The organism is Parvimonas sp. oral taxon 393 str. F0440 (assembly GCA_000223315.2).
Classification (GTDB): Bacteria; Bacillota; Clostridia; order Tissierellales; family Peptoniphilaceae; genus Parvimonas.
The window spans coordinates 372,723-394,804 of the sequence record AFUS01000004.1; the positions used below are offsets into that span (position 1 = coordinate 372,723).

Genomic DNA, 22,082 nt, shown 5'->3' on the forward strand with positions numbered 1-22,082 from the left:
AATATCCCATTTATTAAATAAGTTAATTTTTTATTGGAGAAACTAACATTCTTACCGCAAAATCAGACGAATCATATAATATATTATCTATATAGATAACGCCATCAAACATAGTATATAGACTTGTCAAGATAATTATTGAAAAAAGTATGGGTTCGACACCTGTAACACCATGGTTCTTATCTTCTATAAAGTCTTTATCAATATTTTTTATAATTTCTTCCTGATTAATTTTAGTTTCATACATTTGTTTTATTTGGTCAAGGATATTTTTAACAACCATAACTTCTGAATTAGATGATATTATTTTTAAAGATAAATCATCTTCTATAAAAGCTTTATATTCTTTGTTTTTTAGGTCTGTTTGAACATCTTCTTTTACTTCTTTAAGATTAAGATATGGTATTTGTTTTAAAATGTATTCATGGGGATTGTTTTTGTTAATTCCAACATTTACTTTATCGAAATTTTTACCTATATTAGGAATTATAAGACAAAAAAACGTAGCTAAAATTATAGGGAAAAAAGTATTCCAAAATAAACCTAGTTTATCTCTTGTTAAATTTAACAAATTTACTTTTAAAGCAGATATAATTCCCATTACTCTCTAAGCTCCTTTCCAGTCATTTCTAAGAAAATATCTTCCAGTTTTGGTTTCTTTGAAAAAATTTCTTCATATACTACATTATTTTCATCAAGTAGGTAGATTAATTTTTTAATATTTCCTGTATCAGTTGAATAGTTAAAAGTTACTTGATTTTCCTTTGTTTCAATATCAATTACTTCGTCTTGTTTTTCCAAAATAGAAATAATTTCGGGCTTTATAAAACCTACAACTGTAATCTTTTCTTTTACACTTACTCCATTAATCAAAGTTTGCATATCTCCGGTTAAGATATTTTTTCCATTATCCATAATAGAAATTTTATTGCAAAGATATTCAGCTTCATCTAAATAGTGAGTAGTATAAAGAATTGATGATCCATTTTCAGCTAAATTTTTAATTCCATCTAAGATAAACTTTCTGCTTTGAGCATCTACTGCAACTGTTGGCTCGTCTAAAATTACAAGTTCAGGCTTATGTGAAATACCACAAGCGATATTTAAACGTCTTTTAAGCCCACCTGATAGCTTCTTTTCCAACATTTTTCATGACTTTGAAGTCCTGTAAATTCAATAGCTTCATTTACAAGCCTTTTTCTTTCATTTTTATTAGATATATATAGACCACAAAAATAGTCGATATTTTCTTTTACAGTTAAATTATTAAAAACAGCAAGTTCTTGAGGAACAATTCCAATTTTTTTCTTAATTTCATATTCATTAGAAATATCTTTTTTTCCAAAAACTTCAATAGTTCCACTGTCATATTTCAAAAGAGAAAGCATACACATTATTGAAGTCGTCTTTCCACAACCATTTGGACCTATAAGTCCAAGTACATCTCCTTTTTCAAGAGATAAATTAAAATGGTCTAAAACAATTTTTTCTTTAAATTTTTTTATTAAATCTTCTATTTTTATAATCATAATTATCACCTCACCAATATTATATCAACAAATTTTTTTAAAAATTAGTGTATTATGTAATTTTATCAATATGACAAATGTAATTTTTTGAAAAATATGGTAAAATAGTTATAATAGTTTTTAAATGATTATTGTTTTATTTATTTTAAATTAGATGGAGATATTATGGTATTTTTAAAGTATTTTTTATTAAACTTTTTGTTTTTATTTTCAGAAAAAATGAGTTTTGCTAATGTTGCAATTTTTAGCTTGATTTCATTAATCTTTGTGCTTATAGTTGAAATTAATGAAAATATATATTATAGTTTAGCTTTGTCAGTAATTTTCTTGATAATAATTTACTATTTTCCGGAGTTTAGATTTTTTATGTTCTCTTTCATTTATGCAATTTATAGCAAGTCAATATACAATATTCCAATATTTTTTGTGTTTTTAATTACAAAAGAAGTTGACTTTTTAACATTGTCTTTACTAATTGTTTGTCTATCTCAATATGATAGGGAGCTATATGAAAGAAAAGTTTTTTACCATAGAGAATTTTTAAATTTTTATAAGACAAATTATAAATTACAAAAGAACTTAAAAAGTATGTATCTTGAAGAAGAAAAAAAGAATTATGAGAGCATCTTAAAAGAAAGAGAAAAAATTTCAAAAGAATTGCATAATTCAATAGGACATACAATTTCAGCTTCTATTTTGGAACTTAGAGCATTGGAATTAATATGTGATGATGAAGAGATAAAAACTTCAGTTATAAGAATTAGGGAGAATTTATCAGGTGGATTAGTTGATATAAGAAAAATAATTCATAATATGTATAAATCTGCTTTTGACTTAGAAAGCTCTATTGAAAAAATTATAAATGTTCCAAATGTAAAGTCAAAATTAATATATAGAGTTAAAACAAAGATGAATGAAAATTTAAGTTTTGACATTTTAAGCATTGTAAAAGAGGCATTTTCTAATTTTATTAAACATTCAAATGGAGATAGTTTTACCGTAAGAATAATAGAAAATGAAAATTCTTATATAATTACGATTTTTGACAATGGAAAAAATATTAATATAGAAAAAATGACGGTCTTGGTATTTTATCGATGGAAGAAATAGCAAAAAAATATAATGGGCTATTCAATGTTATTACAGATGATGGATTTAAGATAAATATTGCAATAGATAAGGGAGAGAATAATGAAAATTTTAATGGTTGATGATGATTTATTAGTATTAAATGCTCTAAGTACCATATTGGGAAAAAGTGGTTATGAAATTGTACTTGCAACAACGGATTCTAAAAAAGCTATTGAAACTTATAAAGAAAATAAAATTGATGTAGTCATTTTGGATATCAGAATGAAAGATGTAAATGGGGTTGATGTTGCAATAGAAATTTTAGATTTTGACAAAGATGCTAAGATAATGCTACTAACAACTTTTAATGATAGGGATGATATAATTAGAGCCTTGAATAAGGGAGTTTTGGGAGTTATTTTAAAGGACAATGTTGCATCGCTAATTCCTGCAATAGAATCTGTAAGTCTTGGAAATAAAATTTTAGATAATGAACTGAATTTAAAAAATCTTTTTAATACTACAAAAAAAGATTTTGAACTCTTAACACAAAAAGAAATTGAGATTTTAGAACAAATTGCAAAGGGATTATCTAATAAAGAAATTTCTGAAAAATTATTTTTAAGTGAGGGAACAGTGAGAAATTATATTTCAGGAATTTTAGAAAAGTTAGAACTTAGAGATAGAACTCAACTTGCAATATATTATTATACGAAGTAAATAAACAAGCACACAAAAAGCCAACATTTTGTTGGCTTTTTGTCTTGAAACAAGGAGGTTTCAGATTTTTGTTATATAAAACATATAGTAAATTGCAAATTAATCATTATGTTTTGAATAATCTAATTCTTTTTCAGAGTGAGCAACAACAACTGAGCAAGTTATATCTCCTAGTATATTAATTGCTGTTCTAATCATATCAAAAATTCTGTCAATTCCTGCTACCAATGCGATTCCTTCAATAGGAAGGCCAACACTTTGCAGAACCATTGTAAGCATAATTACTCCTGCTCCTGGGACTCCAGCTGTTCCAACCGAGGCAAGTGTTGTAGTAAGTACAATTACAAATTGTTGTTGCATTGATAAATTTATTCCATAAACCTGTGCTATAAATAGTGCACATACACCTTGATATATTGCAGTTCCATCCATATTTATAGTTGCACCCAAAGGCAGAACGAAACTTGCAATTGGTTTTGAAACACCCATTTCTTCTTCTGCAGTTTCCATAGAAACAGGAAGTGTTCCAGCGGAAGAAGCAGTTGAAAAAGCAACAAAAAATGGAGTTGACGCTTTTCTAAAAAATGTTCTAACTTTCATCTTTGTAAAGATTTTTATAGATGATGAATACACTAAAAGTGCATGAATTATACTAGCTAAATAAACTATAAAAATTACCTTAATTAATGGAATTATAACTTTTGGACCATTATTTGCAATAACTGGAGTAATTAAACCTAATACCCCAATTGGAGCAAGTTTCATTATTCCATTAGTAATAGCAATCATCGCATTTGATATTCCGTCAAAAAATGCAAATACCGGTTTTGATTTTGTTTCTCCTAATGATAGAAGTCCACCGCCAAGTATCAATGCAAATACTATAATTTGTAACATACTTCCATCAACTATTGACTTCATAGGATTTGATGGAATTATATTGATTAGAGTATCTATAAAATTAGGTGCTTCATTTACTTTTACTTCTTTTAAAGTTGTAGGTAGAGTGAATCCTGAACCGGGTTTTAAAACATTAGTAAATGCTAAACCCAGAATGATGGCAAATGTAGTTGTTAAAAAATAAAATATAAAAGTTTTTAAACCGATTTTGCCAAGTTTTTTTATATCTTTTAATTCAGCAACTCCGACAACCAAAGATGAAAATACTAAAGGAACTATTACCAATTTAATTAAATTAAGAAATATTGTCCCTATAGGTTTTAGATAAGTATCAGCAACCTTTGGGTTTGATTGTAAACACAGACCTAAAGCTACACCAATGAAAAGTGCGATTATAATCTGTAAGGGTAACGAGATTTTCTTTCTTGTTTTCATGGTTATTCCTCCTATAAATAATTTAGCACTATAACACAATGCACTTATATTATAACATATATTAAATCAAAATAAAATATATTTATTAATAAAATTTTCGTGATAAATTGTTTTCCTGTAATTTTTAATGAAATTTTTATAAAAAACCAGCATATTTTTTAAAATATATTAAAATATATAAAATTGTATAAAAATTTTTACCATAATATTTTAATAAATATTACTTTATCTTTTTAAGTATTATAGATTTGTAAAAATATTGTATAAATATTTATTTTTATTTGAATAAATTTACAAATTTTGTTATAATACATATTAAGTGGAGGTGTATTAATTATGACAAAGAGTAAATTTGAAAATGGCAGTATTAAGATATCAAATGATATTTTCTATATGATTGCTGCAATGGCAACTAAAGAAGTTGAAGGAGTAAAATCAATTGTTGGTATTCCTGCTGAAGTTGAAAAAATTAATGCAAAAAATTCTAAGAAGGGAATTGAAATAGAATTTTTAGAAAAAGGAATTCAACTTTGTGTTAGAATTTCTGTAGAATATGGACAAAAATTTGAAGAAATAGTTAAAAAAATTCAAGAAAATATAAAATTAAAAATAGAAGTGATGACAAGTATTAAGGTTTTAGGTGTGAATATTTGTATTGAGTCTATTGAAAAGTAGAGTGTTTGTATGACTAGAAGTGAAGCACGTGAGTGGTGTATGAAGCTGATTTATCAACTTAGCATACAGAATAGTTTTAAATCTGATGAAATAGAAAGTTTTATAGAATATTTTGATTTACCTAGTAATGAGCTAAAATATATTAGGAAAAATTGCAAATCTATAATAGATCATATTGATGAAATTGATAATATAATAAAAGAAAATTTAGAAGGATGTTGGAATTACAATAGAATAGCTAAAATAGATTTGGCAATTCTTAGAGTTGCAGTTAATGAAATTTATTATTTAGACGATATTCCTGAAAGTGTTGCAATTAATGAAGCTATAGAAATTGCAAATAAGTATTCTACTGATGCTTCATATAAATTCATAAATGGAATTTTAGGGACTATAGTTAGAGCAAAAAATAAATAATTCATTTTAGGAGGTAGTTATAATGTTAATTAATACTTTATTGTTAATTGTATTTGTTGGTATTGTTTTTTCAGGATTAGCGGTTTCAACTTATTTAGTTGGAACTGAAGGGACAAAAAGATGGATAGTTTATCCGGTTTTTAGTGCTATTTGTATTGGTATATTTTGTTTTTTAAATATACAATGCATATAAACTTTCTACCATGGAGAAATGCATATTTGATTATTACATTCTATGTTCCTGTAGTTTGTACTCTAATGGCATTTATAGCTATTCCTAAAACATCTTTAAAAGCATTAAAAGAAAGTATATTTCCTGCAGTAAGTATATTTACAATTGGTGGTATTCTTTTAATGTTATTCTAAAATAGGAGAATTTTGATGACAACATTTAAGGTTAAAGAAGTTAGTAAGTACATTGCAAATGTACTTAGGAGGGATTCTTTTTTATCCAATATCAGTGTTGAAGGCGAAGTATCTAATTTTAAAAAATCGGGCGGACATAGTTATTTCAGTATAAAAGATGATGAAGCTATGCTTAAATGTGTAGTTTTTAAAACTGTACCGATTGCACAAAACTTAAATCTTACTGACGGACAAAAGGTTGTCGTAACAGGGACTGTTATGACTTATGAAAAAGGAAGCTACTATCAGATTCTTTGTAAAAATGTTGAAGAGGTTGGACGTGGAAATTTATATGAGCAATTTTTAGCTCTTAAAGAAAAACTTTCAAAAGAAGGCCTTTTTAATGTTAAATTTAAAAAGCCCATTCCTAGATTTCCAAAAAATATCGGAGTTGTTACAGCTAAAAACGGTGCTGCAATTCGTGATATTTTAAATACTTTGAGAAGAAGATACAGGATTGCAAATATATATTTTTATCCTGCAAAAGTTCAAGGAATTGGAGCAAGTGAAGAAATAGCTGAAGGTGTAAGATATTTAGATTCACTTGATTTTATTGATACAATTATAGTTGGTAGAGGTGGTGGTTCTTTTGAAGATTTGAATGCGTTTAATGATGAAAATCTCGTTAGAACCATTTTTAATTGTAAAAAACCTATTATATCAGCAGTAGGACATGAGATAGATACTATGCTTACGGATTTTGTTGCAGATAGAAGGGCAGCTACTCCTACAGCGGGAGCAGAGCTTTCATCTGTAAGTATGGATGAGTTAAAAGAATTTTTAAATCAAGCTGAGAAAAAACTTAATAAAAATATTTTAGAAGAAATTTCTGCTGAAAAAATCCAGTTAGAACATTTCAAAAAAGAATTGGAATATTACAATCCGGTTAATAGAATAACTACATTGAAAGAAAATCTTGATAATTTAAGAAAATCTTTAGATGAAAAAATTACATCAGTTTTTAAATATAATAAACAATTACTTGATTTTAAAAGACAGTCTTTGGAGATTATAAATCCTACAAGTATTTTAGATAGAGGTTATAGCATAATTTATAACGAAAAAAATGAAATTGTAAAGGATATTAAGAATGTAAATGTAGGAGATTCTTTGAAACTTAAAGTTTCTAATGGAGAGATTATTTCCGATGTTAAGGAGATTATAGATGGCAATTAAGTTGGAAAATTATGATAAGGGAATTGAAGAACTTATAAAAATAGTAAATGCTTTAGAAAAAGAACAATTAAGTCTTGAAAAAAGTATTGAATTATATAAAAAGGGAATGAAACTTCATAAAGAATTAGTTGAAATTTTAGAAAAAGAAGAAGGCAGATTATTCTTATTTGATGAAAAAGCGGAAGATGAAAATCAAAAATTTGTAGAAAAAACTTTAGAAGATGGACAGGTGAGTTTAGAGTTATAATGAAAGATTTTAACGAATTAATTCTTAATGATAAAAGCATAATTGAAGAAAGATTAGGTAAAGTTTATTCAGATGTTAATGAGTTTGAAAAAATGTGTGCTTATTCTTTTTCGGTTGGTGGAAAGAGGATAAGGGCAATTTTACTTTTAGAGTCTTTTAAGAGTTATAAAGCTATTTCCGATTTAGCTTTAGACTTTTCAGTTGCTATCGAGCTTATTCATAATTATTCATTAGTACATGATGATTTACCTGAAATGGATAATGATAAATTCAGAAGAGGAGTTTTATCTGTTTATGGTAAATATGGACAGTCAAATGCGGTTTTAGTTGGAGATGAACTTTTAAATAATGCAAATTTAATTATGTTTAAAGCCATTAAACAACTTGAAAATATTGATGAAATAAAGAATGCTATTTCTGCGAGTGAAATAATTTTAAATTCAAGTGGAATAAATGGAATGATTTATGGCCAGTTTTTAGATCTTAAAAATAATATAGAGAATTTAACTGATATTGAAAAGATAAATGCATTAAAGACAGGTGAACTTTTTAAGGCATCAATTTTAGCAGGAGCAAAACTTGGCGGAGCAAGTGATAAAGATTTGAAGCATTTAGAAATCTATGCTAAAAATTTAGGACTTGTTTTCCAACTTCAAGATGATTTATTTGACTATGATGAGGATATTAGACTAAAGAAAAAAACTTTTGCAACAGTTTTAGGAAAGAGTGAAGTTGAAAAGAAAATTCAAGAATTAAATGGAATTTCTTTTCAAGAGATTAATAAAATTTCAGGACAAAAAGAGTTTTTTGTGGATTTTATAGATTATATGGCAAAAAGGACTTATTAATGGAAAGAGTGGATATTTGTATAGTAAATCTTGGTCTTGCAAAGTCAAGAACTCATGCTAAAAGGATTATTACAGAAAAAAGAGCCTTTTATGACGGAAAAGTTATAGAAAAAGTTTCTATGATTATTGAAAATCCGAGCTTAATAACTATAAATTCAACTTTTGAAGATAGTTATGTTGGAAGAGGAGCTATAAAATTAGACTCTGCAATTAAAAACTTTAAGCTTGATTTGAATAATTTGGTTTGTATGGATATTGGAGCATCAACCGGTGGATTTACACAAATTATGTTAAATGAAAATGCGAAAAAAGTATATGCTATAGATGTAGGTACAGACCAACTTGCAAAGAGTTTACTAAATGATGATAGAGTAGTAAGTTTGGAAAATACAAATTTTAGATATTTAGATTTTGAAGTTATAGGAGAGAAACTTGATTTTATTTCTATCGACGTTTCTTTTATTTCTTTAAAATATATTTTTGAAAATTTGTATAAATTTTTAAAAGAAGACAGTATGATTGTGGCATTAATAAAACCACAATTTGAATGTGAAGGAAAAAGTTTAAATAAAAAGGGCATAGTTAAATCTGAAAAAGTTATAGAAAATATAATTGAAAAAGTTAAACTATATGCACTTGGAAATAAACTAGAAATTATTTCCGTAATTGATTCTCCGATACTTGGAGGAGATGGAAATAAGGAAAAATTAGCACTTATTAAAGGGATTTTTTAAGAGGTTTTATGAAAAAATATACAAGACAGAGAATTATTTTAGATTTAGTTGAAAATAATGAAATAAAAACACAGGAAGAGCTTTCAGAATGTTTGGAAAAAAAGGGAATTCGTTCCACACAAGCCACAGTTTCTAGAGATATAAAGGAATTAAAAATTTTAAAGGTACAAACTAAGAATGGCGAATATAAGTATAAGGTTGTTGATTCTATTTATGATTCTTTAGATGAAAGATTAAATAAAATATGTAAACTTGCAATTTTATCTATAAAGCATAATGGGGATATAGTTCTTGTAAAGACAATTCCACATACTGCCGGTATTTGCGGTTCATATATAGAAAATGCCAAGATAAAAATGGTTAGCGGAATTGTAACGGGAAATGATACTATTTTTATTGCAGTAGATGACAAAGAGTATTTAGATTCTGTTGTTGAGGATATAAGAAAACTTGTAAGGTAGGGATTTTATGTTATCTGAATTATATATAAGAAATTTAGCAATTGTTGATGAAATAAAAATTTCCTTTACTGAAGGACTTAATATTTTAACAGGAGAAACGGGAACCGGTAAATCTATTATTATCGGTGCCATTTCTTTGCTTTGTGGAGGAAGAGCAAACACTTCATCTATTGGTAAACGTAGTGATAATGCTTATGTTGAAGGAGTTTTTTTCTTTCTGATTATGATGAAAAAATTTTAAGAGATAAATTTGAATTGCTGGATTTAGATATAGAAATTGAAGATAATATGTTGATTATTTCAAGAACAATAAGCAAAAATGGAAGATCAGTTTCAAAGATAAATAATAAAACTGTAAATAATTCTATTTTATCAGATATTATGTTAAATATTTTAAATGTATGTGGGCAACACGACAGTTATACTCTATTTAACAGAACTGATTTTGTTGGAATTTTGGACAGTTTTTGTGATGATAATTTTAGAAATAAACTTAAAGAATTAGAAACACTCTATGGACAAATAAAAAAGACAAGTTACAACTTAAAAAATTAAAGAATAGAGTAAGTAATTTTGATGAAAATGTTGAAGAAATAAAAGCAGAAATTGAAGAGCTTAACAGTTTGGAATTAGAAACTTTGGATGAAGAATATATCGAAAATGAAATTGATAAGTTTAATAACAGCCAAACAATTTTAGGATGTTGTGGAAACTTAGTTGAGCTTTTTGACGGAGAAAATTCAGAAGTAAATGAATTTTCTATTTTAAATGAGATAAATAGAAATATTTTGCTATTGGAAGAAAATGATAAGAATGTAAAATTAAGTGAAGATTTTGAAAATATTTCTTTTGGATTAAAGGAAATTTTTAGTAAAATCCAAGGTTACTATTCTAATATTTATATTGATGAAGAAAGTTTGGATATTTTACAGGAAAAATTTAATCTTTTGAATGATTTAAAAAGAAAACATAAAACAGATAAAAATGGACTTATAAAATATAAAAATTTATTAGAGGAAGATTTATATTTGCTTGAACATTCAAAAGATTTACTATTTGAAGAAAATAATAAACTTAAGATTTTAAGTGAAGAATATAGAAAACTTGCAACAGAAATTTCAAATTTAAGAAAAAAAGTAGCAAAGAGAATTGAAAAATTAATTGAAAAAGAACTTTTAGATTTGGATTTAAAGAATTCAATCTTTAAAATAGATATTAAGACTAATAATAAAATTACCAATAATGGTTTTGATGAAGTTACTTTTTTAATTTCTACAAATAAGGGCGAAGAGCTTCAAGAAATTTATAAAATAGCTTCAGGTGGAGAGCTTAGCAGAGTTATGTTAGGTTTTAAAAAAGTTTTATCCGATAGAGATAAGATTGCAACTCTTGTTTTCGATGAAATTGATACGGGTATAAGTGGAGTAACTGCTCAAATTGTTGGAGAAAAACTTGCAGAAATTTCAAAAAATCATCAACTTCTTGTAATTTCTCATTTGCCACAAATTTCAGTTTTATCGGATACACATTTCATAATAAGCAAAGAAACTGTTGGAGATGTAACTTTATCAAAAGTTTTATGTGCAAATTATGATGAAAAAGTTATGGAAATTTCAAGACTTATAGGTGGAGCAAATATTAATGAAACAACTATAAGACAATCTAAGGAAATGATTGAAATTGCAAATGAAAAAAGGAAAGATTAAGATGTATAGAAAAGTAAAATCAGAAGAAATTTTTGAAGGTAAAATCTTAAATTTAAAACTTGAATACTTTGAAAAAGATGATAAAATTTTAAAAAGAGAAATTGTAGAGCATAAGGATGCTGTTGCAATTTTTCCCATAGATGAAAAGGGATATGTTTATTTGGTTAAACAGTACAGATTTCCAATTCAAGAAGACTTTTTAGAAATTCCTGCAGGACTTGTAGAAGCAGGAGAAGATTATAAAGAGACGGCTCTTAGGGAACTGCAAGAAGAAATTGGATTTAGTTCAAATAATTTGGAGAAAATTTTTGAAGGCTATACAAGTGTGGGGTTTTGCAATGAAAAAGTTGTTATCTTTAGAGCTGATAGTTTATTTTATTCAAAATTACCTGAAGATGAGGATGAAAATTTGAGTATAGTTAAAATTCATTTTGACGATTTAAAAAAGATGTATTCTAATGGAGAAATAAAAGATTTTAAAACAGCTATAGCTATTTTAAATGAAATAAATAGGGGGTAGTATGGACTTTTTAATGGAACATTTAATGGTCGGAATTGCAGTAATGTTTGTAATTATAGTTTGTAGAGTTTTTCAAGCAAATGTTGCTTTAGCTTTGGGAGATGACACACCGAAATTAAATGGATCAACCAGCTTAAATCCTGTAAATCATATTGATTTAATGGGTTTTATTTGTTTTTTGGTTTTTAAATTCGGTTGGGCAAAACCTTTAGAAGTAAATGTATCTAAGTTTAAAAATAGATTTTGGGGTAAAATAATTTATTCTTTATCCAATGCTTTTATGTGCTTTTTAATAGCACTAATTTCAGCAATAATATATATACTTATAGGTTCTAATAGTGGCTTATTATTTATACTTTTTAGAGATATATTTACAATCAGTATAGTTTTTGGAATTATAGGATTGATGCCTTTGCCACCATTTGACGGTGCAATTTTTATAAGTGCTTTTTTATCAAGAGAAGTAGAATATGAATATTTTAAACTTTCAAATTATACTACTCTTATTTTACTTGCATTGATACTTACAAGAACTTTTGGAACATTTTTATCACCTGTAGTTAGTACAGTTGGGCAATTTATAATAAGAATTGCATATATGTTGGTGATGTAATGCAATTAGTAGTAAATTTAGATGCTTATTCAGGTCCTTTAGATTTGTTACTTGATTTAATTTCAAAACAAAAAGTTGATATTTACGATATTGAAATAAGCAAAATAACTAAACATTACCTTGATGTAATAGAGAATTCTATACATAGTGAAGATACTGACATATCGGCTTTTTTGCTTATGTCGAGCACATTGGTCGAAATAAAATCCAGAAGTTTAATTCCGAAAAATACGGATGAAGATGACGATGAAATAGTTACAAAAGAGCAATTAATTGAAAGACTTATTGAATATAGAAAGTTTAAAAAAGTTGGAGAGTACTTTAAAAACTTGGAAGCAGAAGGAAGTAAAGCATATTCAAAAATGCAGTCCGATATAACTGAATATATGGTAGAAGATAAGGAAATTATTTTAAATACGGATGTTGATGTTTTGGTTAATTTAATGGAAAATATTATAAGTCAGTATCGAAACAAAAGTGATGATAATTCTTTTGATAAAATCATAGAAAAGGACTTATTTCCGATAGAAAAATATATTTCAATGATAAAGGACAAAATCTATGAAAAAAAAGAACTTTATTTTGAGGATTTAATTTTTCAAAATGGAACAAAAAGTGAGCTTATCACGATTTTTATATCTATTTTAGAGCTTGTAAAGAATAATATTATCAAGATTTTTCAAGATAAAGATAAAAATATTAAACTTAATTTAGTGGGTGATGAAGTTGAATAGTAGAGAATATAAACAAGTTATTGAACAGTTATTGTTCGTTTACGGAGATCCTTTAAAGATTGATGATATCGCAAAAGTTTTAGATATTCCTGTAAAAGATGCTACTGTTTTAGCTGATGAACTTGTGGAAGAGTTTGAATTTCAAAAAAGAGGTCTTATTATTCAAAAAATTTCCAATCATTATCAGATAAAAACGAGAAAAGAATATCATGATATTATTTCAAAACTTTTTGAAAAAGTTACGATGAAACATTTAACTAATTCAACTTTAGAAACTTTGGCTATTATTGCTTATAAGCAACCAATTACAAGACAGGAAATTGAAGAGATAAGAGGGGTTAAATGTAACAGTTCTATCGATACTTTGATTTCAAAGGACTTCATAGCTGAGGCAGGTAGGCTTGATAGAATTGGTAAACCTATTATTTATAAGACAACTTTAAATTTTTTAAATCAATTTAATTTAAAATCTTTAAAAGATTTACCTGATATTGAAAAATTTATTTCTGATGAAGAAAAAAACCAAATAGTTGAAGACGAAAATGATGTGGAAATAAAAGATGAGAATAAATAAATTTATTGCAAATTGCGGATACTGTTCAAGAAGAAATGCAGATTTACTTTTAGAACAGGGGAAAGTTTTTGTAAATGGGAAAATAGCAACCAAAGGAATTGATATTTCAGAAAATGATGAAGTTTTAATTGAAGGTAAAAAAATTAGCTTAGAAGAAGCTAAAAAATATTATCTTTTAAATAAGCCTATTGGATATTCTAGTACAGCTAAAGCTCAGTTTGAAGAAAAAATTGTTTTGGATTTAATAGATTATAAAGAGAGAATTTATCCTGTAGGAAGACTTGATAAGGACAGCTTTGGACTTTTACTTTTAACAAATGACGGGGACTTAGCTTTTAAGCTGACTCATCCAAGTCATAATGTTGAAAAAGAGTATATAGTAAAGGTTGATAAAACTTTAAAAGAAAGTGATTTAAAAAAATTATCTTCCGGGATAATGCTTGAGGGAAGATTTACAAGAGAAGCAAGATTTGAAATTTTTGACTTTAAAAATAATATTGTAAAAGTTTTTCTAAAAGAAGGAAGAAATAGACAGATAAGAAAAATGTTTAAAACTTTAGGTTATAATGTTATTTCACTGGAAAGAGTTGCCTTTGGTAAAATTAAACTTGGAAAACTAAAATTAGGAAGTTACAGAGAGCTAAATAAAGAAGAGATAGAATATTTAAGGAGTTTATAATGATAGGATTAAAAAATGCCACTTCTGAAGAATTTGAAGAACTATATGTCAAATATGGAATAGGTGGAAGCATAGACTTATCCATTCCAACTTTTTATTTCAGTTTAGTTATGGAAGAAAATATAATCGGATATGTAAAATTAACTTTTAGAGATGAAGATTATTACTTGGAAGAAATAAAATATGATGAAGGAATGGAAAGATTTAATAGATTTTTCATAAAATGTATTGCTTATAAAGTATATACCAAGAAAAAGAAGAGTTTCTATTCTAGATTATTTTTTGAAGGAATTTCAGGAGTAACTAAAATAGAAGATGATTTATACATTTATGATGTTGAAGAAATTTTAGAACAAGGAAAGTGTTGTAGTGGCTGTAATAAATAATACAAAAAATTTAATAGAATTTTTTATGCGTAATTATGTCAAAGATGTTAAAATCGCAGTTGATATGACAGTTGGAAATGGATTTGACTCTAAAAATATTTTAGAAATTTTAAAACCGGAAAAACTATATTGCTTTGATATACAACAAGAAGCTTTGGATAATTCTAAAAAATTACTTGAGCAATATTCTAATTATGAATTGATTTTAGAAAATCATAAAAATTTTGATAAATTTGTAAAAGAAAACATTGATTTTGCAATATATAATTTGGGTTATTTACCTAAAGGGGATAAGTTTATAACAACAAATGCAATTGATGTAGAAGAAAGTTTGAAAAAATTACTGGAAAAATTAAATTCTAAAGGAACTATTTTTATAACTTTTTACATAGGTCATTTATCCGGGCAAATGGAGAGTTTGGAATTATCAAAGTATTTGGAAAGTTTGAATCAAAAAGAATATACAATTCTTAAATTCACATTTGAAAATCAAAAAATAATCCACCTTATGTGGTTATGATACAAAAATTTAAAATGTTTTTATATTGACTAAAATTTAAAAATACATTATAATATATGGGTGTCTTGGAGAGCTGTCCGAGTGGTCGAAGGAGCACGATTGGAAATCGTGTAAACGTCAAAAGCGTTTCGAGGGTTCAAATCCCTCGCTCTCCGCCAGGCACTAGGCGGGGTGTTAGCAGTACCTTGTAACCTGTAATCTGCTATAGCAGGGCTGAATTCCCAAGTTAGATTTTCAAGGGGTGTAGCCGACTTTTGTAAGTGGTGTTGACAAGTGGGTCCTTACGCAATAGAGCTTTACGAATCTGGTCAGGTCTTGACGGAAGCAGCCATAAGTAAAGTACTCTATGTGCCGTAAGATTGCTTACTTAGAGCTAACTGCAAAGGCATCGTGCATTTCTTGTTAAGCGACCTTGGGTGTGCTTACATATTAAAGAGTTATCTGTAAAGATAGCTCTTTTTTTGTGAGAATCTATTTGATTTATATTTAATTTATGATAAAATATAGTCAAGAGGTATAGCTATGATAGTAACGGATAGTATTAAGGAATTAGTAGGTCTTAAGACCGAAATATCAGAAATAGAATATTCCAAGCATGGATTGAAACGGCATCTAGAAAAAAGAAAGCATTATGATGTTTTAAAATATTTAAACCATATTAAAGAGATAATAGAAAATCCGGATTATGTTGGACTTAATACAAATGGAAATAAAATGGCTTTAGAATATGTAAAATGTTATAAAAAGAATATTCTACTTGTTTTGAAGATTAATAAAACTAAGGATAAGTTTTTTATTATAAGTATGTATAGTATAAATGATTATAAATTAAATAGCAGAAAATTTAGTGGAAGGCTAAAAAAGGTTGACAAAAAGTAAAAAATTGGGTATACTATAGTTAAGTAAAGAGGTAGTTGAGGGCAGAAATGGTTCCTGCCGCACCTTCAACAAGGTATCTGAGATGTTGGATACACCGACCAACCGACTACTTAATTGAACTTTATGAGAGTTGGAGAAGTCTAACTCTTTTTTTGTAGGCAAATAATTTTAAACCATAGTTTAGTTTTTGAACTTTGTAATTTGAAAATTGTTTTATAAGTTGTAAAAACTGCATATTAAAATTAGGAGGTAAATATGAAAAATATTAAACTTTATAATGTCTTCTTTCCAATTTGGTTTTTGCTGTTGTTTCCTGTAACTTGGATTATTGCAATGCCTGTAAATTTTGTTATAGACTCAATTGTAATCCTATTATCTTTAAAATTCTTAAAGATAGATGATATTTTTAAAAAGTATAAAAAAGTAATTCTAAAAGTATTTTTATTTGGATTTTTTGCAGATTTTGTTGGTGCAATTTTCTTGTTTTTAATGGCAACTTTAGTCGGAATGGGGTATGAGGCTTCCGGATTTTTTAAATGGATTAACAATAGTATTATTGAGATTATGATGGAAAATCCTTTTGGAAATATATATGCATTTGTATTAATGACAATAGCAATTGCAATATCCGGATTATGTATCTATTACTTAAACTTAAAGGTAAGTTTTAAAAATGTAGATATGGAAGAAAAAGACAAGAAAAAATTAGCATTATATATGGCAATCTTTACAGCTCCATATTTATTCTACACTCCAACAGCAATAGTTCACAAGTTTTTGGGTTAGTGCTTAAAAATAAAATATAAACATTTCCAAACAGAGTTAGACAATCTAACTCTGTTTTTTATTGAATATAAGATAAAAATTATAAACGTTGACAAAAAGTATTTATAGCTTTATAATCTAATTGTGTTGTAATAAAAGGTTTTCTTTAATAATATTATTAATTGATTATTTGACAATATTATTTTTTTGCAAAAAAAACTCACTTTTGTGAGTTGACCTAAACGACTTAGGTTAGCCATTACTGGCGGTTTGAATAAATTTTTATTTGAACTCGTAATGTAATCCATATAGGGACTAAGACTCTTATGATAACAGTACTAAAGCCATTAAGTTTGAGAGTAATGTAATCTTCATTGATACTAAAATATAAATTACTATTTATTTTTTCTAAAAGAGTTGACTTTTTTGCGATTTGTGGTATTATATAGTTGAGATTATAATTCTTTAGAGGTCGAATTCATCTCACATAATAGAATGTAAATAAAAAAGCAAGGTTGGCAGACCTTGCTTTTTATGTTGATTATTTAAAATTCTTTAGCAATTTTAATAACGCAATCAACAACGTTAATAAAATTATAGCATCAATAGAGGTCAATAGCTTCACCTCCTTACATATAGAATGCAAAATAATTATATAATAATATAAAGTTTAAGTAAACAGTTAAAAACAGAGTTATACAATCTAACTCTGTTTTTTATTGAATATAAGATAAAAATTATAAATATTGACAAAAAGTATGTATAGATTTATAATTTAGTTGTGTTATTGTATTAAAATTGATTTAATTTTTATAATAGTATTATAATTGGAGGTTAACATTGTGAGAGGATTAAGTAGATTAATTGCTAACTCAATAGCAAATAGTATAGAAAATAGTAAATATAGAGATTATATTTGGTTTGCATTTTCTATTGCGGTATCATTAATTCTTATTTATACTATTTATTATAATTTTACTAATGGTGAAATGGATACTATGAAAATTGTAGGGGTTGTATTATGCAGTTTTATTTTAATTATAATGTTATTAGGTGCTTTTGTTTTTTTAAAAAAGATTAGAGAAAAATAGTTTAATACTGTAATTATGATTTCAAAAAATTTAGGGAGGGAGATAGAGTTCTTACCTCCTTACTTATATACTATTAAATATTTTAACAATTAATATATTTTGATTTACAAATTTGGAGGAAATAATGAATATAAATTGGTATCCGGGTCATATGAAAAAGACTATGGATAATATAAGAGCGTCATTGAAATTGGTTGATATTGTTGGAGAAATTATTGATTCAAGAATTCCAATAAGCAGTAAAAATCCTGTTATTGATGATGTTTTAAAGGATAAGCCAAGAATTATGATTTTAAACAAATCGGATATGGCTGATGAAAATGAGACTAAAAAGTGGCTCAGTTATTATAGAAAAAAAGGTTATGGAGCTGTTGTTGTAGATGCACTTCATTCAAAGGGTTTAGATAAGATTTATTCAGTTGCTAAAGAGATGTTGGCTGATAAATTTAAAAAGCTTGAAGAAAAAAATCTTTCTGCAAAGACAATTAGAATGATGATTGTAGGAATTCCAAATGTTGGAAAATCCACTTTTATTAATTCCATTTCAAAGAGAAAGAGTGCAAAAATAGGAGATAGACCCGGTGTTACAAAACAGGTGCAATGGATTAAGACAAAGAATGATTTAGAGCTTTTAGATACTCCGGGAGTTCTTTGGCCTAAGTTTGAAGATGAAAGAATCGGTTTGCACTTGGCTTTTACAGGTGCAATTAAGGATGAGATTATGGATATTGAAAATTTAGCTTTTCGTTTTATTGATGAGTTAAATAAAAGAGATGTAAATATTCTTAAAAATAGATATAATCTATCTGAAGATTCTTATGAAGATACATTGTATTTAATGGATGAAATCGGAAGAAATAGAGGAGCAATTTTAAAGAAGAATGAAATTGATTATTTTAAGGTTGCAAATTTAGTTTTAGATGATTTTAGAAAAGTAAAACTTGGAAGAATAACTTTAGAAACTGTGGAAGATATTGAAAAATTTGAGGAAGATAATGGAAATTAGAGAAGAACTTGAAAATATCTACAAAAAATATAATTTAATTATCGGTGTTGATGAAGTTGGAAGAGGCTGTCTTGCCGGTCCTGTCGTTTCTTGTGCAATTATTATGAAAAAATATAGTAAGATTGAGGGAGTAACGGACAGTAAGAAACTTTCTAAAAAGAAAAGACTGGCACTTTATGATAAAATTTTAGAAGAATGTGTAGGCTATGGAATTGGAATTGTAGATAATGTAAAAATTGATGAAATAAATATAAAACAGGCAAGTAGGCTTGCTATGAAGATTGCCATTTCAAATATAAAGGATTTAGACGGAAATAAAGTTTCCGGCGATTTTTTGATAACTGATGCAGAAAAAGTTGATGTTGATATTCCACAGATTAATTTGATTCACGGAGATGAGCTTTCTTATGTGGTTTCCTGTGCTTCAATAATCGCAAAGGAATATAGAGATAGTATGTTCATTGAGTATGAGAAAAAGTATCCGAACTATAATTTTATAAAAAATGTAGGATATGGAACAAAGGCTCATTACAAAGGGATTGATGAAAATGGAGTTACTCCTATTCATAGAGTAACTTTTTTGAAGAAATATTTTGAAAAGAAAAAAGAATATGAAAGCTAAAGATATTGGAAATTTAGGGGAAGATATGGCTGTTAAATTTCTTTTAGAAAAAGGATATGAAATTATTGAGAGAAATTATTTAAAACCTTTTGGAGAGATTGATATAATAGCAAAGGATAAAGATTTTTTAGTTTTTATTGAGGTTAAGGCTAGAAAAAATATAAATTTTGGTCTTCCCAGAGAGTTTGTAAATGGAAGTAAAATAAAAAAGATACAAGATGTTGCTCAGATTTATATGATGGAAAAAAATTTATTTGGAACAAAAATTCGTTTTGATGTTATAGAAATAATTTTTGACAATCATAAAATTACACATATAGAAAATGCTTTTTAGGAGGATTTATGTTTACTGCTTATGTAATTACCGTTTCTGATAAGGGTTCAGTCGGGGAGAGAGTTGATACTTCAGGAGAAGTAATTGTTGAGATATTAAAAGAAAATAATTATGAAGTTATTGATAAGATTATTATTCCGGATGATCAAGCGACAATAGAAAAAAAGTTAAAATATGCCTGTGATATTTTAGAAGCTGATTTAATTTTAACAACAGGTGGAACAGGCTTTAGTAAGAGAGATGTTACACCTGAAGCAACTTTGAATGTTGCAACTAAAAACGCATTTGGAATTTGTGATTCTATAAGACAATACAGTTTGACAATCACTAAGAGGGCAATGCTTTCAAGAGCTGTTTCAGTTATTAGAAACGACAGCTTAATTATAAATTTACCCGGTAGTCCAAAAGCTGTTAGAGAATCTTTGGAGTATATTATAGATTCTGTAGAGCATGGACTTCAAATACTTTTGGGAACGGCATCCGAATGTGCTAGAAAGTAGGTAAGATATGTATTCAAAGACTAAGACTTGTGTGTTAAATGGATTAAATGGTTATGATATTGATGTTGAAGCAGATTTATCAAGTGGACTTCAGGCTTTTAATATTGTAGGGCTTCCTGATTTATCTATAAGAGAATCTAAGGAAAGAGTAAAATCTGCAATTTCAAATAGTGGATATTCAATACCACCGGGGAGAGTTACAATAAATTTAGCTCCTGCAAATTTAAAAAAAGACGGCTCTCAAATTGATTTGGCAATAGCTGTGAGTATGTTACTTGCTATTGGAGTTATTGAGTATTTACCTGATGAAAAAACTGTTTTTTTAGGTGAGCTTTCTCTTGACGGAAGAGTTATAACTTTTGACGGAGCTTTACCTATGATTATCTCTTTAAAAGAACTTGGTTTTAAAAAGTTCTTTATTCCTAATGCTATTAAAAATGAAGTTAATATAGTTCAAGGAATTGAGATTTATCCAATTTCACATTTAAAAGAATTAGTTGATTGTTTAAATGGAGTTATCGAAATAAAAAAAGAAGAAATCGCAAAAGTAAATTTAGATGAAGAAATAAAGTATGATATAGATTTTTCAGACATAAAAGGTCAGGAAAATTTAAAAAGAGCAATGGAAATTTCTGCTGCAGGAGGACATAATTTGCTGATGGTTGGTCCTCCGGGGAGTGGAAAAACTATGATTGCTAAAAGATTACCGACAATTCTACCTAAATTAACTTTTGATGAATGTATTGAATGTACAAAAATTTATTCAATAGCAGGAAAACTTAAAAATAATAAATTGGTTACTCAAAGACCTTTCAGATCTCCACATCATACAAGTAGTCCTATTTCTCTTGTTGGTGGGGGTAAAATTCCAAAACCCGGGGAAGTTTCACTTGCTCATAATGGAGTTTTATTTTTAGATGAATTTCCAGAGTTTTCAAAACAGGCAATTGAAGTTTTAAGACAGCCTATGGAAGATGGAAAAGTTACGATTTCAAGGGCTAATTCGTCAATTACTTATTATTCAAACTTTGTAACTGTTTGTGCATTAAATCCTTGTCCTTGTGGGAATTATGGATCACAAACAGAAAAATGCACTTGTTCACAGTTACAAATACAAAGATATTTGAGCAAAATTTCAGGGCCAATACTTGATAGAATTGATATTCAAGTTGAAGTTGAACCTGTAAAATTCGACGATTTATCCTCAAAAGAAGTTTTAGAAACTTCTGCTGATATTAGAAAAAGAGTTGAAAAAGCTAGAAAAATTCAACTTGAAAGATATAAAAATGAAAAAATATATAACAATGCAAATCTTTCTGCAAGACAGATTAAGAAATATATTGTTTTAGATGAAAAACTTGAAAAAATTATAGAGTTTGCATTTAAAAAGTTTAAGTTTTCAGCGAGATCTTTTAATAAAATTTTGAAGTTGACAAGAACAATTGCAGACTTGGACGGAAGTGAAGAAATTAAGGAAGAACATCTGTTAGAAGCAATCAGATATAGAAGTTTGAGCAATAAATATTGGAGTTAGT

Annotated in this window: 33 protein-coding genes, 1 tRNA gene and 1 other RNA gene; 31 read left to right on the top strand and 4 right to left on the bottom strand. The window is 27.2% G+C overall.

The features are described from left to right. Positions 1 to 22 precede the first annotated feature (22 nt). Genes HMPREF9127_RS08885 through HMPREF9127_RS08895 form a run of 3 tightly spaced genes read right to left on the bottom strand, consistent with a single transcriptional unit; the run spans position 23 to position 1,529 of the window. Positions 23 to 601 carry a hypothetical protein gene (locus tag HMPREF9127_RS08885; protein WP_009447888.1) on the bottom strand — a complete coding sequence of 193 codons (579 nt, stop codon included), beginning with the start codon at positions 599 to 601 and terminating at the stop codon, positions 23 to 25. After that, complete coding sequence (locus tag HMPREF9127_RS08890; RefSeq protein ID WP_083814271.1) at positions 601 to 1,146, bottom strand: ATP-binding cassette domain-containing protein; 546 nt, start codon at positions 1,144 to 1,146, stop codon at positions 601 to 603. The genes HMPREF9127_RS08885 and HMPREF9127_RS08890 overlap by 1 nt, the downstream gene beginning before the upstream one ends. Then, entirely contained in the window at positions 1,104 to 1,529 is a 426-nt protein-coding gene (locus HMPREF9127_RS08895; protein WP_009448453.1) for an ATP-binding cassette domain-containing protein, read from the bottom strand. Before HMPREF9127_RS08895 ends, HMPREF9127_RS08890 begins: the two co-directional genes overlap by 43 nt. Before the next feature lie 165 nt (positions 1,530 to 1,694). Between HMPREF9127_RS08895 and HMPREF9127_RS02720 the strand changes: the two genes are divergently transcribed. Next, positions 1,695 to 2,639, top strand: coding sequence for a sensor histidine kinase (locus HMPREF9127_RS02720; RefSeq protein WP_009447772.1), 945 nt, complete (start codon positions 1,695 to 1,697; stop codon positions 2,637 to 2,639). Positions 2,640 to 2,720: 81 nt separating this feature from the next. Then, positions 2,721 to 3,320: a response regulator transcription factor gene (locus HMPREF9127_RS02725; protein WP_009447953.1), complete on the top strand. Its 600-nt coding sequence runs from the start codon at positions 2,721 to 2,723 to the stop codon at positions 3,318 to 3,320. A gap of 99 nt (positions 3,321 to 3,419) precedes the next feature. On the opposite strand, the gene HMPREF9127_RS02730 is transcribed toward HMPREF9127_RS02725, so the two are convergent. Next, entirely contained in the window at positions 3,420 to 4,655 is a 1,236-nt protein-coding gene (locus HMPREF9127_RS02730) for a dicarboxylate/amino acid:cation symporter (protein ID WP_009448095.1), read from the bottom strand. 336 nt (positions 4,656 to 4,991) lie between these two features. Here HMPREF9127_RS02730 and HMPREF9127_RS02735 point away from each other — a divergent pair, with 336 nt between their 5' ends. The 29 genes from HMPREF9127_RS02735 (at position 4,992) to HMPREF9127_RS02865 (ending at position 22,081) form a co-directional block, all read left to right on the top strand. Further along, a complete protein-coding gene (locus HMPREF9127_RS02735; RefSeq protein WP_009447979.1) occupies positions 4,992 to 5,330 on the top strand; it encodes an Asp23/Gls24 family envelope stress response protein in 339 nt (112 codons plus the stop codon). A gap of 9 nt (positions 5,331 to 5,339) precedes the next feature. Beyond that, complete coding sequence (nusB, locus tag HMPREF9127_RS02740; protein WP_009447721.1) at positions 5,340 to 5,747, top strand: transcription antitermination factor NusB; 408 nt, start codon at positions 5,340 to 5,342, stop codon at positions 5,745 to 5,747. Between the two features lie 22 nt (positions 5,748 to 5,769). After that, positions 5,770 to 5,940 (top strand): hypothetical protein, encoded by a 171-nt coding sequence (locus HMPREF9127_RS08900; protein ID WP_009447720.1) that lies wholly within the window; start codon positions 5,770 to 5,772, stop codon positions 5,938 to 5,940. Between the two features lie 26 nt (positions 5,941 to 5,966). Next, on the top strand, positions 5,967 to 6,113 hold the full coding sequence (locus HMPREF9127_RS08905) for a hypothetical protein (RefSeq protein ID WP_009448432.1): 147 nt from the start codon (positions 5,967 to 5,969) through the stop codon (positions 6,111 to 6,113). 15 nt (positions 6,114 to 6,128) lie between these two features. Beyond that, positions 6,129 to 7,328, top strand: coding sequence for an exodeoxyribonuclease VII large subunit (xseA, locus tag HMPREF9127_RS02750; RefSeq protein WP_009448426.1), 1,200 nt, complete (start codon positions 6,129 to 6,131; stop codon positions 7,326 to 7,328). Beyond that, positions 7,318 to 7,575 (top strand): exodeoxyribonuclease VII small subunit, encoded by a 258-nt coding sequence (gene xseB, locus HMPREF9127_RS02755; protein ID WP_009448109.1) that lies wholly within the window; start codon positions 7,318 to 7,320, stop codon positions 7,573 to 7,575. The genes xseA and xseB overlap by 11 nt, the downstream gene beginning before the upstream one ends. Further along, positions 7,575 to 8,423, top strand: a complete 849-nt coding sequence (locus HMPREF9127_RS02760; protein WP_009448383.1) for a polyprenyl synthetase family protein — start codon at positions 7,575 to 7,577, stop codon at positions 8,421 to 8,423. The genes xseB and HMPREF9127_RS02760 overlap by 1 nt, the downstream gene beginning before the upstream one ends. Continuing rightward, complete coding sequence (locus HMPREF9127_RS02765) at positions 8,423 to 9,157, top strand: TlyA family RNA methyltransferase (protein ID WP_009448253.1); 735 nt, start codon at positions 8,423 to 8,425, stop codon at positions 9,155 to 9,157. Before HMPREF9127_RS02760 ends, HMPREF9127_RS02765 begins: the two co-directional genes overlap by 1 nt. An 8-nt stretch (positions 9,158 to 9,165) precedes the next feature. Then, positions 9,166 to 9,618 (top strand): arginine repressor, encoded by a 453-nt coding sequence (locus HMPREF9127_RS02770; protein ID WP_009447810.1) that lies wholly within the window; start codon positions 9,166 to 9,168, stop codon positions 9,616 to 9,618. Between the two features lie 7 nt (positions 9,619 to 9,625). Next, complete coding sequence (locus HMPREF9127_RS02775; RefSeq protein WP_009447708.1) at positions 9,626 to 9,859, top strand: AAA family ATPase; 234 nt, start codon at positions 9,626 to 9,628, stop codon at positions 9,857 to 9,859. Positions 9,860 to 9,873: 14 nt separating this feature from the next. Then, positions 9,874 to 10,173: a hypothetical protein gene (locus HMPREF9127_RS02780; RefSeq protein ID WP_009448406.1), complete on the top strand. Its 300-nt coding sequence runs from the start codon at positions 9,874 to 9,876 to the stop codon at positions 10,171 to 10,173. 68 nt (positions 10,174 to 10,241) lie between these two features. Next, complete coding sequence (locus HMPREF9127_RS02785) at positions 10,242 to 11,324, top strand: DNA repair protein RecN (protein ID WP_009448138.1); 1,083 nt, start codon at positions 10,242 to 10,244, stop codon at positions 11,322 to 11,324. A gap of 1 nt (position 11,325) precedes the next feature. Further along, positions 11,326 to 11,844 (top strand): NUDIX hydrolase, encoded by a 519-nt coding sequence (locus HMPREF9127_RS02790; protein ID WP_009448239.1) that lies wholly within the window; start codon positions 11,326 to 11,328, stop codon positions 11,842 to 11,844. 1 nt (position 11,845) lies between these two features. Continuing rightward, a complete protein-coding gene (locus HMPREF9127_RS02795; RefSeq protein ID WP_009447959.1) occupies positions 11,846 to 12,457 on the top strand; it encodes a site-2 protease family protein in 612 nt (203 codons plus the stop codon). Next, on the top strand, positions 12,457 to 13,191 hold the full coding sequence (locus tag HMPREF9127_RS02800; protein WP_009448027.1) for a segregation and condensation protein A: 735 nt from the start codon (positions 12,457 to 12,459) through the stop codon (positions 13,189 to 13,191). Before HMPREF9127_RS02795 ends, HMPREF9127_RS02800 begins: the two co-directional genes overlap by 1 nt. Beyond that, on the top strand, positions 13,184 to 13,765 hold the full coding sequence (gene scpB / locus HMPREF9127_RS02805; RefSeq protein WP_009447749.1) for an SMC-Scp complex subunit ScpB: 582 nt from the start codon (positions 13,184 to 13,186) through the stop codon (positions 13,763 to 13,765). Before HMPREF9127_RS02800 ends, scpB begins: the two co-directional genes overlap by 8 nt. Next, positions 13,752 to 14,444: a pseudouridine synthase gene (locus tag HMPREF9127_RS02810; RefSeq protein ID WP_009447709.1), complete on the top strand. Its 693-nt coding sequence runs from the start codon at positions 13,752 to 13,754 to the stop codon at positions 14,442 to 14,444. The genes scpB and HMPREF9127_RS02810 overlap by 14 nt, the downstream gene beginning before the upstream one ends. Next, the gene (locus tag HMPREF9127_RS02815) at positions 14,444 to 14,830 is read left to right on the top strand and encodes a hypothetical protein (protein WP_009448048.1); all 387 of its coding nucleotides are present in this window, start codon (positions 14,444 to 14,446) and stop codon (positions 14,828 to 14,830) included. Before HMPREF9127_RS02810 ends, HMPREF9127_RS02815 begins: the two co-directional genes overlap by 1 nt. Next, positions 14,814 to 15,350, top strand: coding sequence for a tRNA 5-(aminomethyl)-2-thiouridylate-methyltransferase MnmM (gene mnmM, locus HMPREF9127_RS02820; protein WP_009447969.1), 537 nt, complete (start codon positions 14,814 to 14,816; stop codon positions 15,348 to 15,350). Before HMPREF9127_RS02815 ends, mnmM begins: the two co-directional genes overlap by 17 nt. A gap of 67 nt (positions 15,351 to 15,417) precedes the next feature. Further along, positions 15,418 to 15,508: transfer RNA gene (locus HMPREF9127_RS02825), tRNA-Ser, on the top strand. Further along, an RNA gene (ffs, locus tag HMPREF9127_RS07705) (signal recognition particle sRNA large type) lies at positions 15,508 to 15,774 on the top strand. The genes HMPREF9127_RS02825 and ffs overlap by 1 nt, the downstream gene beginning before the upstream one ends. 98 nt (positions 15,775 to 15,872) lie before the next feature. After that, the gene (locus HMPREF9127_RS02830) at positions 15,873 to 16,229 is read left to right on the top strand and encodes a PBECR3 domain-containing polyvalent protein (protein WP_009448073.1); all 357 of its coding nucleotides are present in this window, start codon (positions 15,873 to 15,875) and stop codon (positions 16,227 to 16,229) included. Between the two features lie 255 nt (positions 16,230 to 16,484). Further along, the gene (locus HMPREF9127_RS02835) at positions 16,485 to 17,015 is read left to right on the top strand and encodes a hypothetical protein (RefSeq protein WP_009447800.1); all 531 of its coding nucleotides are present in this window, start codon (positions 16,485 to 16,487) and stop codon (positions 17,013 to 17,015) included. Between the two features lie 821 nt (positions 17,016 to 17,836). Beyond that, on the top strand, positions 17,837 to 18,085 hold the full coding sequence (locus tag HMPREF9127_RS02840) for a hypothetical protein (protein WP_009447860.1): 249 nt from the start codon (positions 17,837 to 17,839) through the stop codon (positions 18,083 to 18,085). A 124-nt stretch (positions 18,086 to 18,209) separates the two neighbouring features. After that, the gene (gene ylqF / locus HMPREF9127_RS02845; RefSeq protein WP_009448142.1) at positions 18,210 to 19,091 is read left to right on the top strand and encodes a ribosome biogenesis GTPase YlqF; all 882 of its coding nucleotides are present in this window, start codon (positions 18,210 to 18,212) and stop codon (positions 19,089 to 19,091) included. Further along, a complete protein-coding gene (locus tag HMPREF9127_RS02850; protein ID WP_009448470.1) occupies positions 19,081 to 19,713 on the top strand; it encodes a ribonuclease HII in 633 nt (210 codons plus the stop codon). The genes ylqF and HMPREF9127_RS02850 overlap by 11 nt, the downstream gene beginning before the upstream one ends. Further along, the gene (locus tag HMPREF9127_RS02855) at positions 19,703 to 20,047 is read left to right on the top strand and encodes a YraN family protein (protein ID WP_009447915.1); all 345 of its coding nucleotides are present in this window, start codon (positions 19,703 to 19,705) and stop codon (positions 20,045 to 20,047) included. The genes HMPREF9127_RS02850 and HMPREF9127_RS02855 overlap by 11 nt, the downstream gene beginning before the upstream one ends. 8 nt (positions 20,048 to 20,055) lie before the next feature. Next, positions 20,056 to 20,547 (top strand): MogA/MoaB family molybdenum cofactor biosynthesis protein, encoded by a 492-nt coding sequence (locus tag HMPREF9127_RS02860; protein ID WP_009448265.1) that lies wholly within the window; start codon positions 20,056 to 20,058, stop codon positions 20,545 to 20,547. Positions 20,548 to 20,554: 7 nt separating this feature from the next. Continuing rightward, positions 20,555 to 22,081 carry a YifB family Mg chelatase-like AAA ATPase gene (locus HMPREF9127_RS02865; protein WP_009448061.1) on the top strand — a complete coding sequence of 509 codons (1,527 nt, stop codon included), beginning with the start codon at positions 20,555 to 20,557 and terminating at the stop codon, positions 22,079 to 22,081. Position 22,082 lies beyond the last annotated feature (1 nt).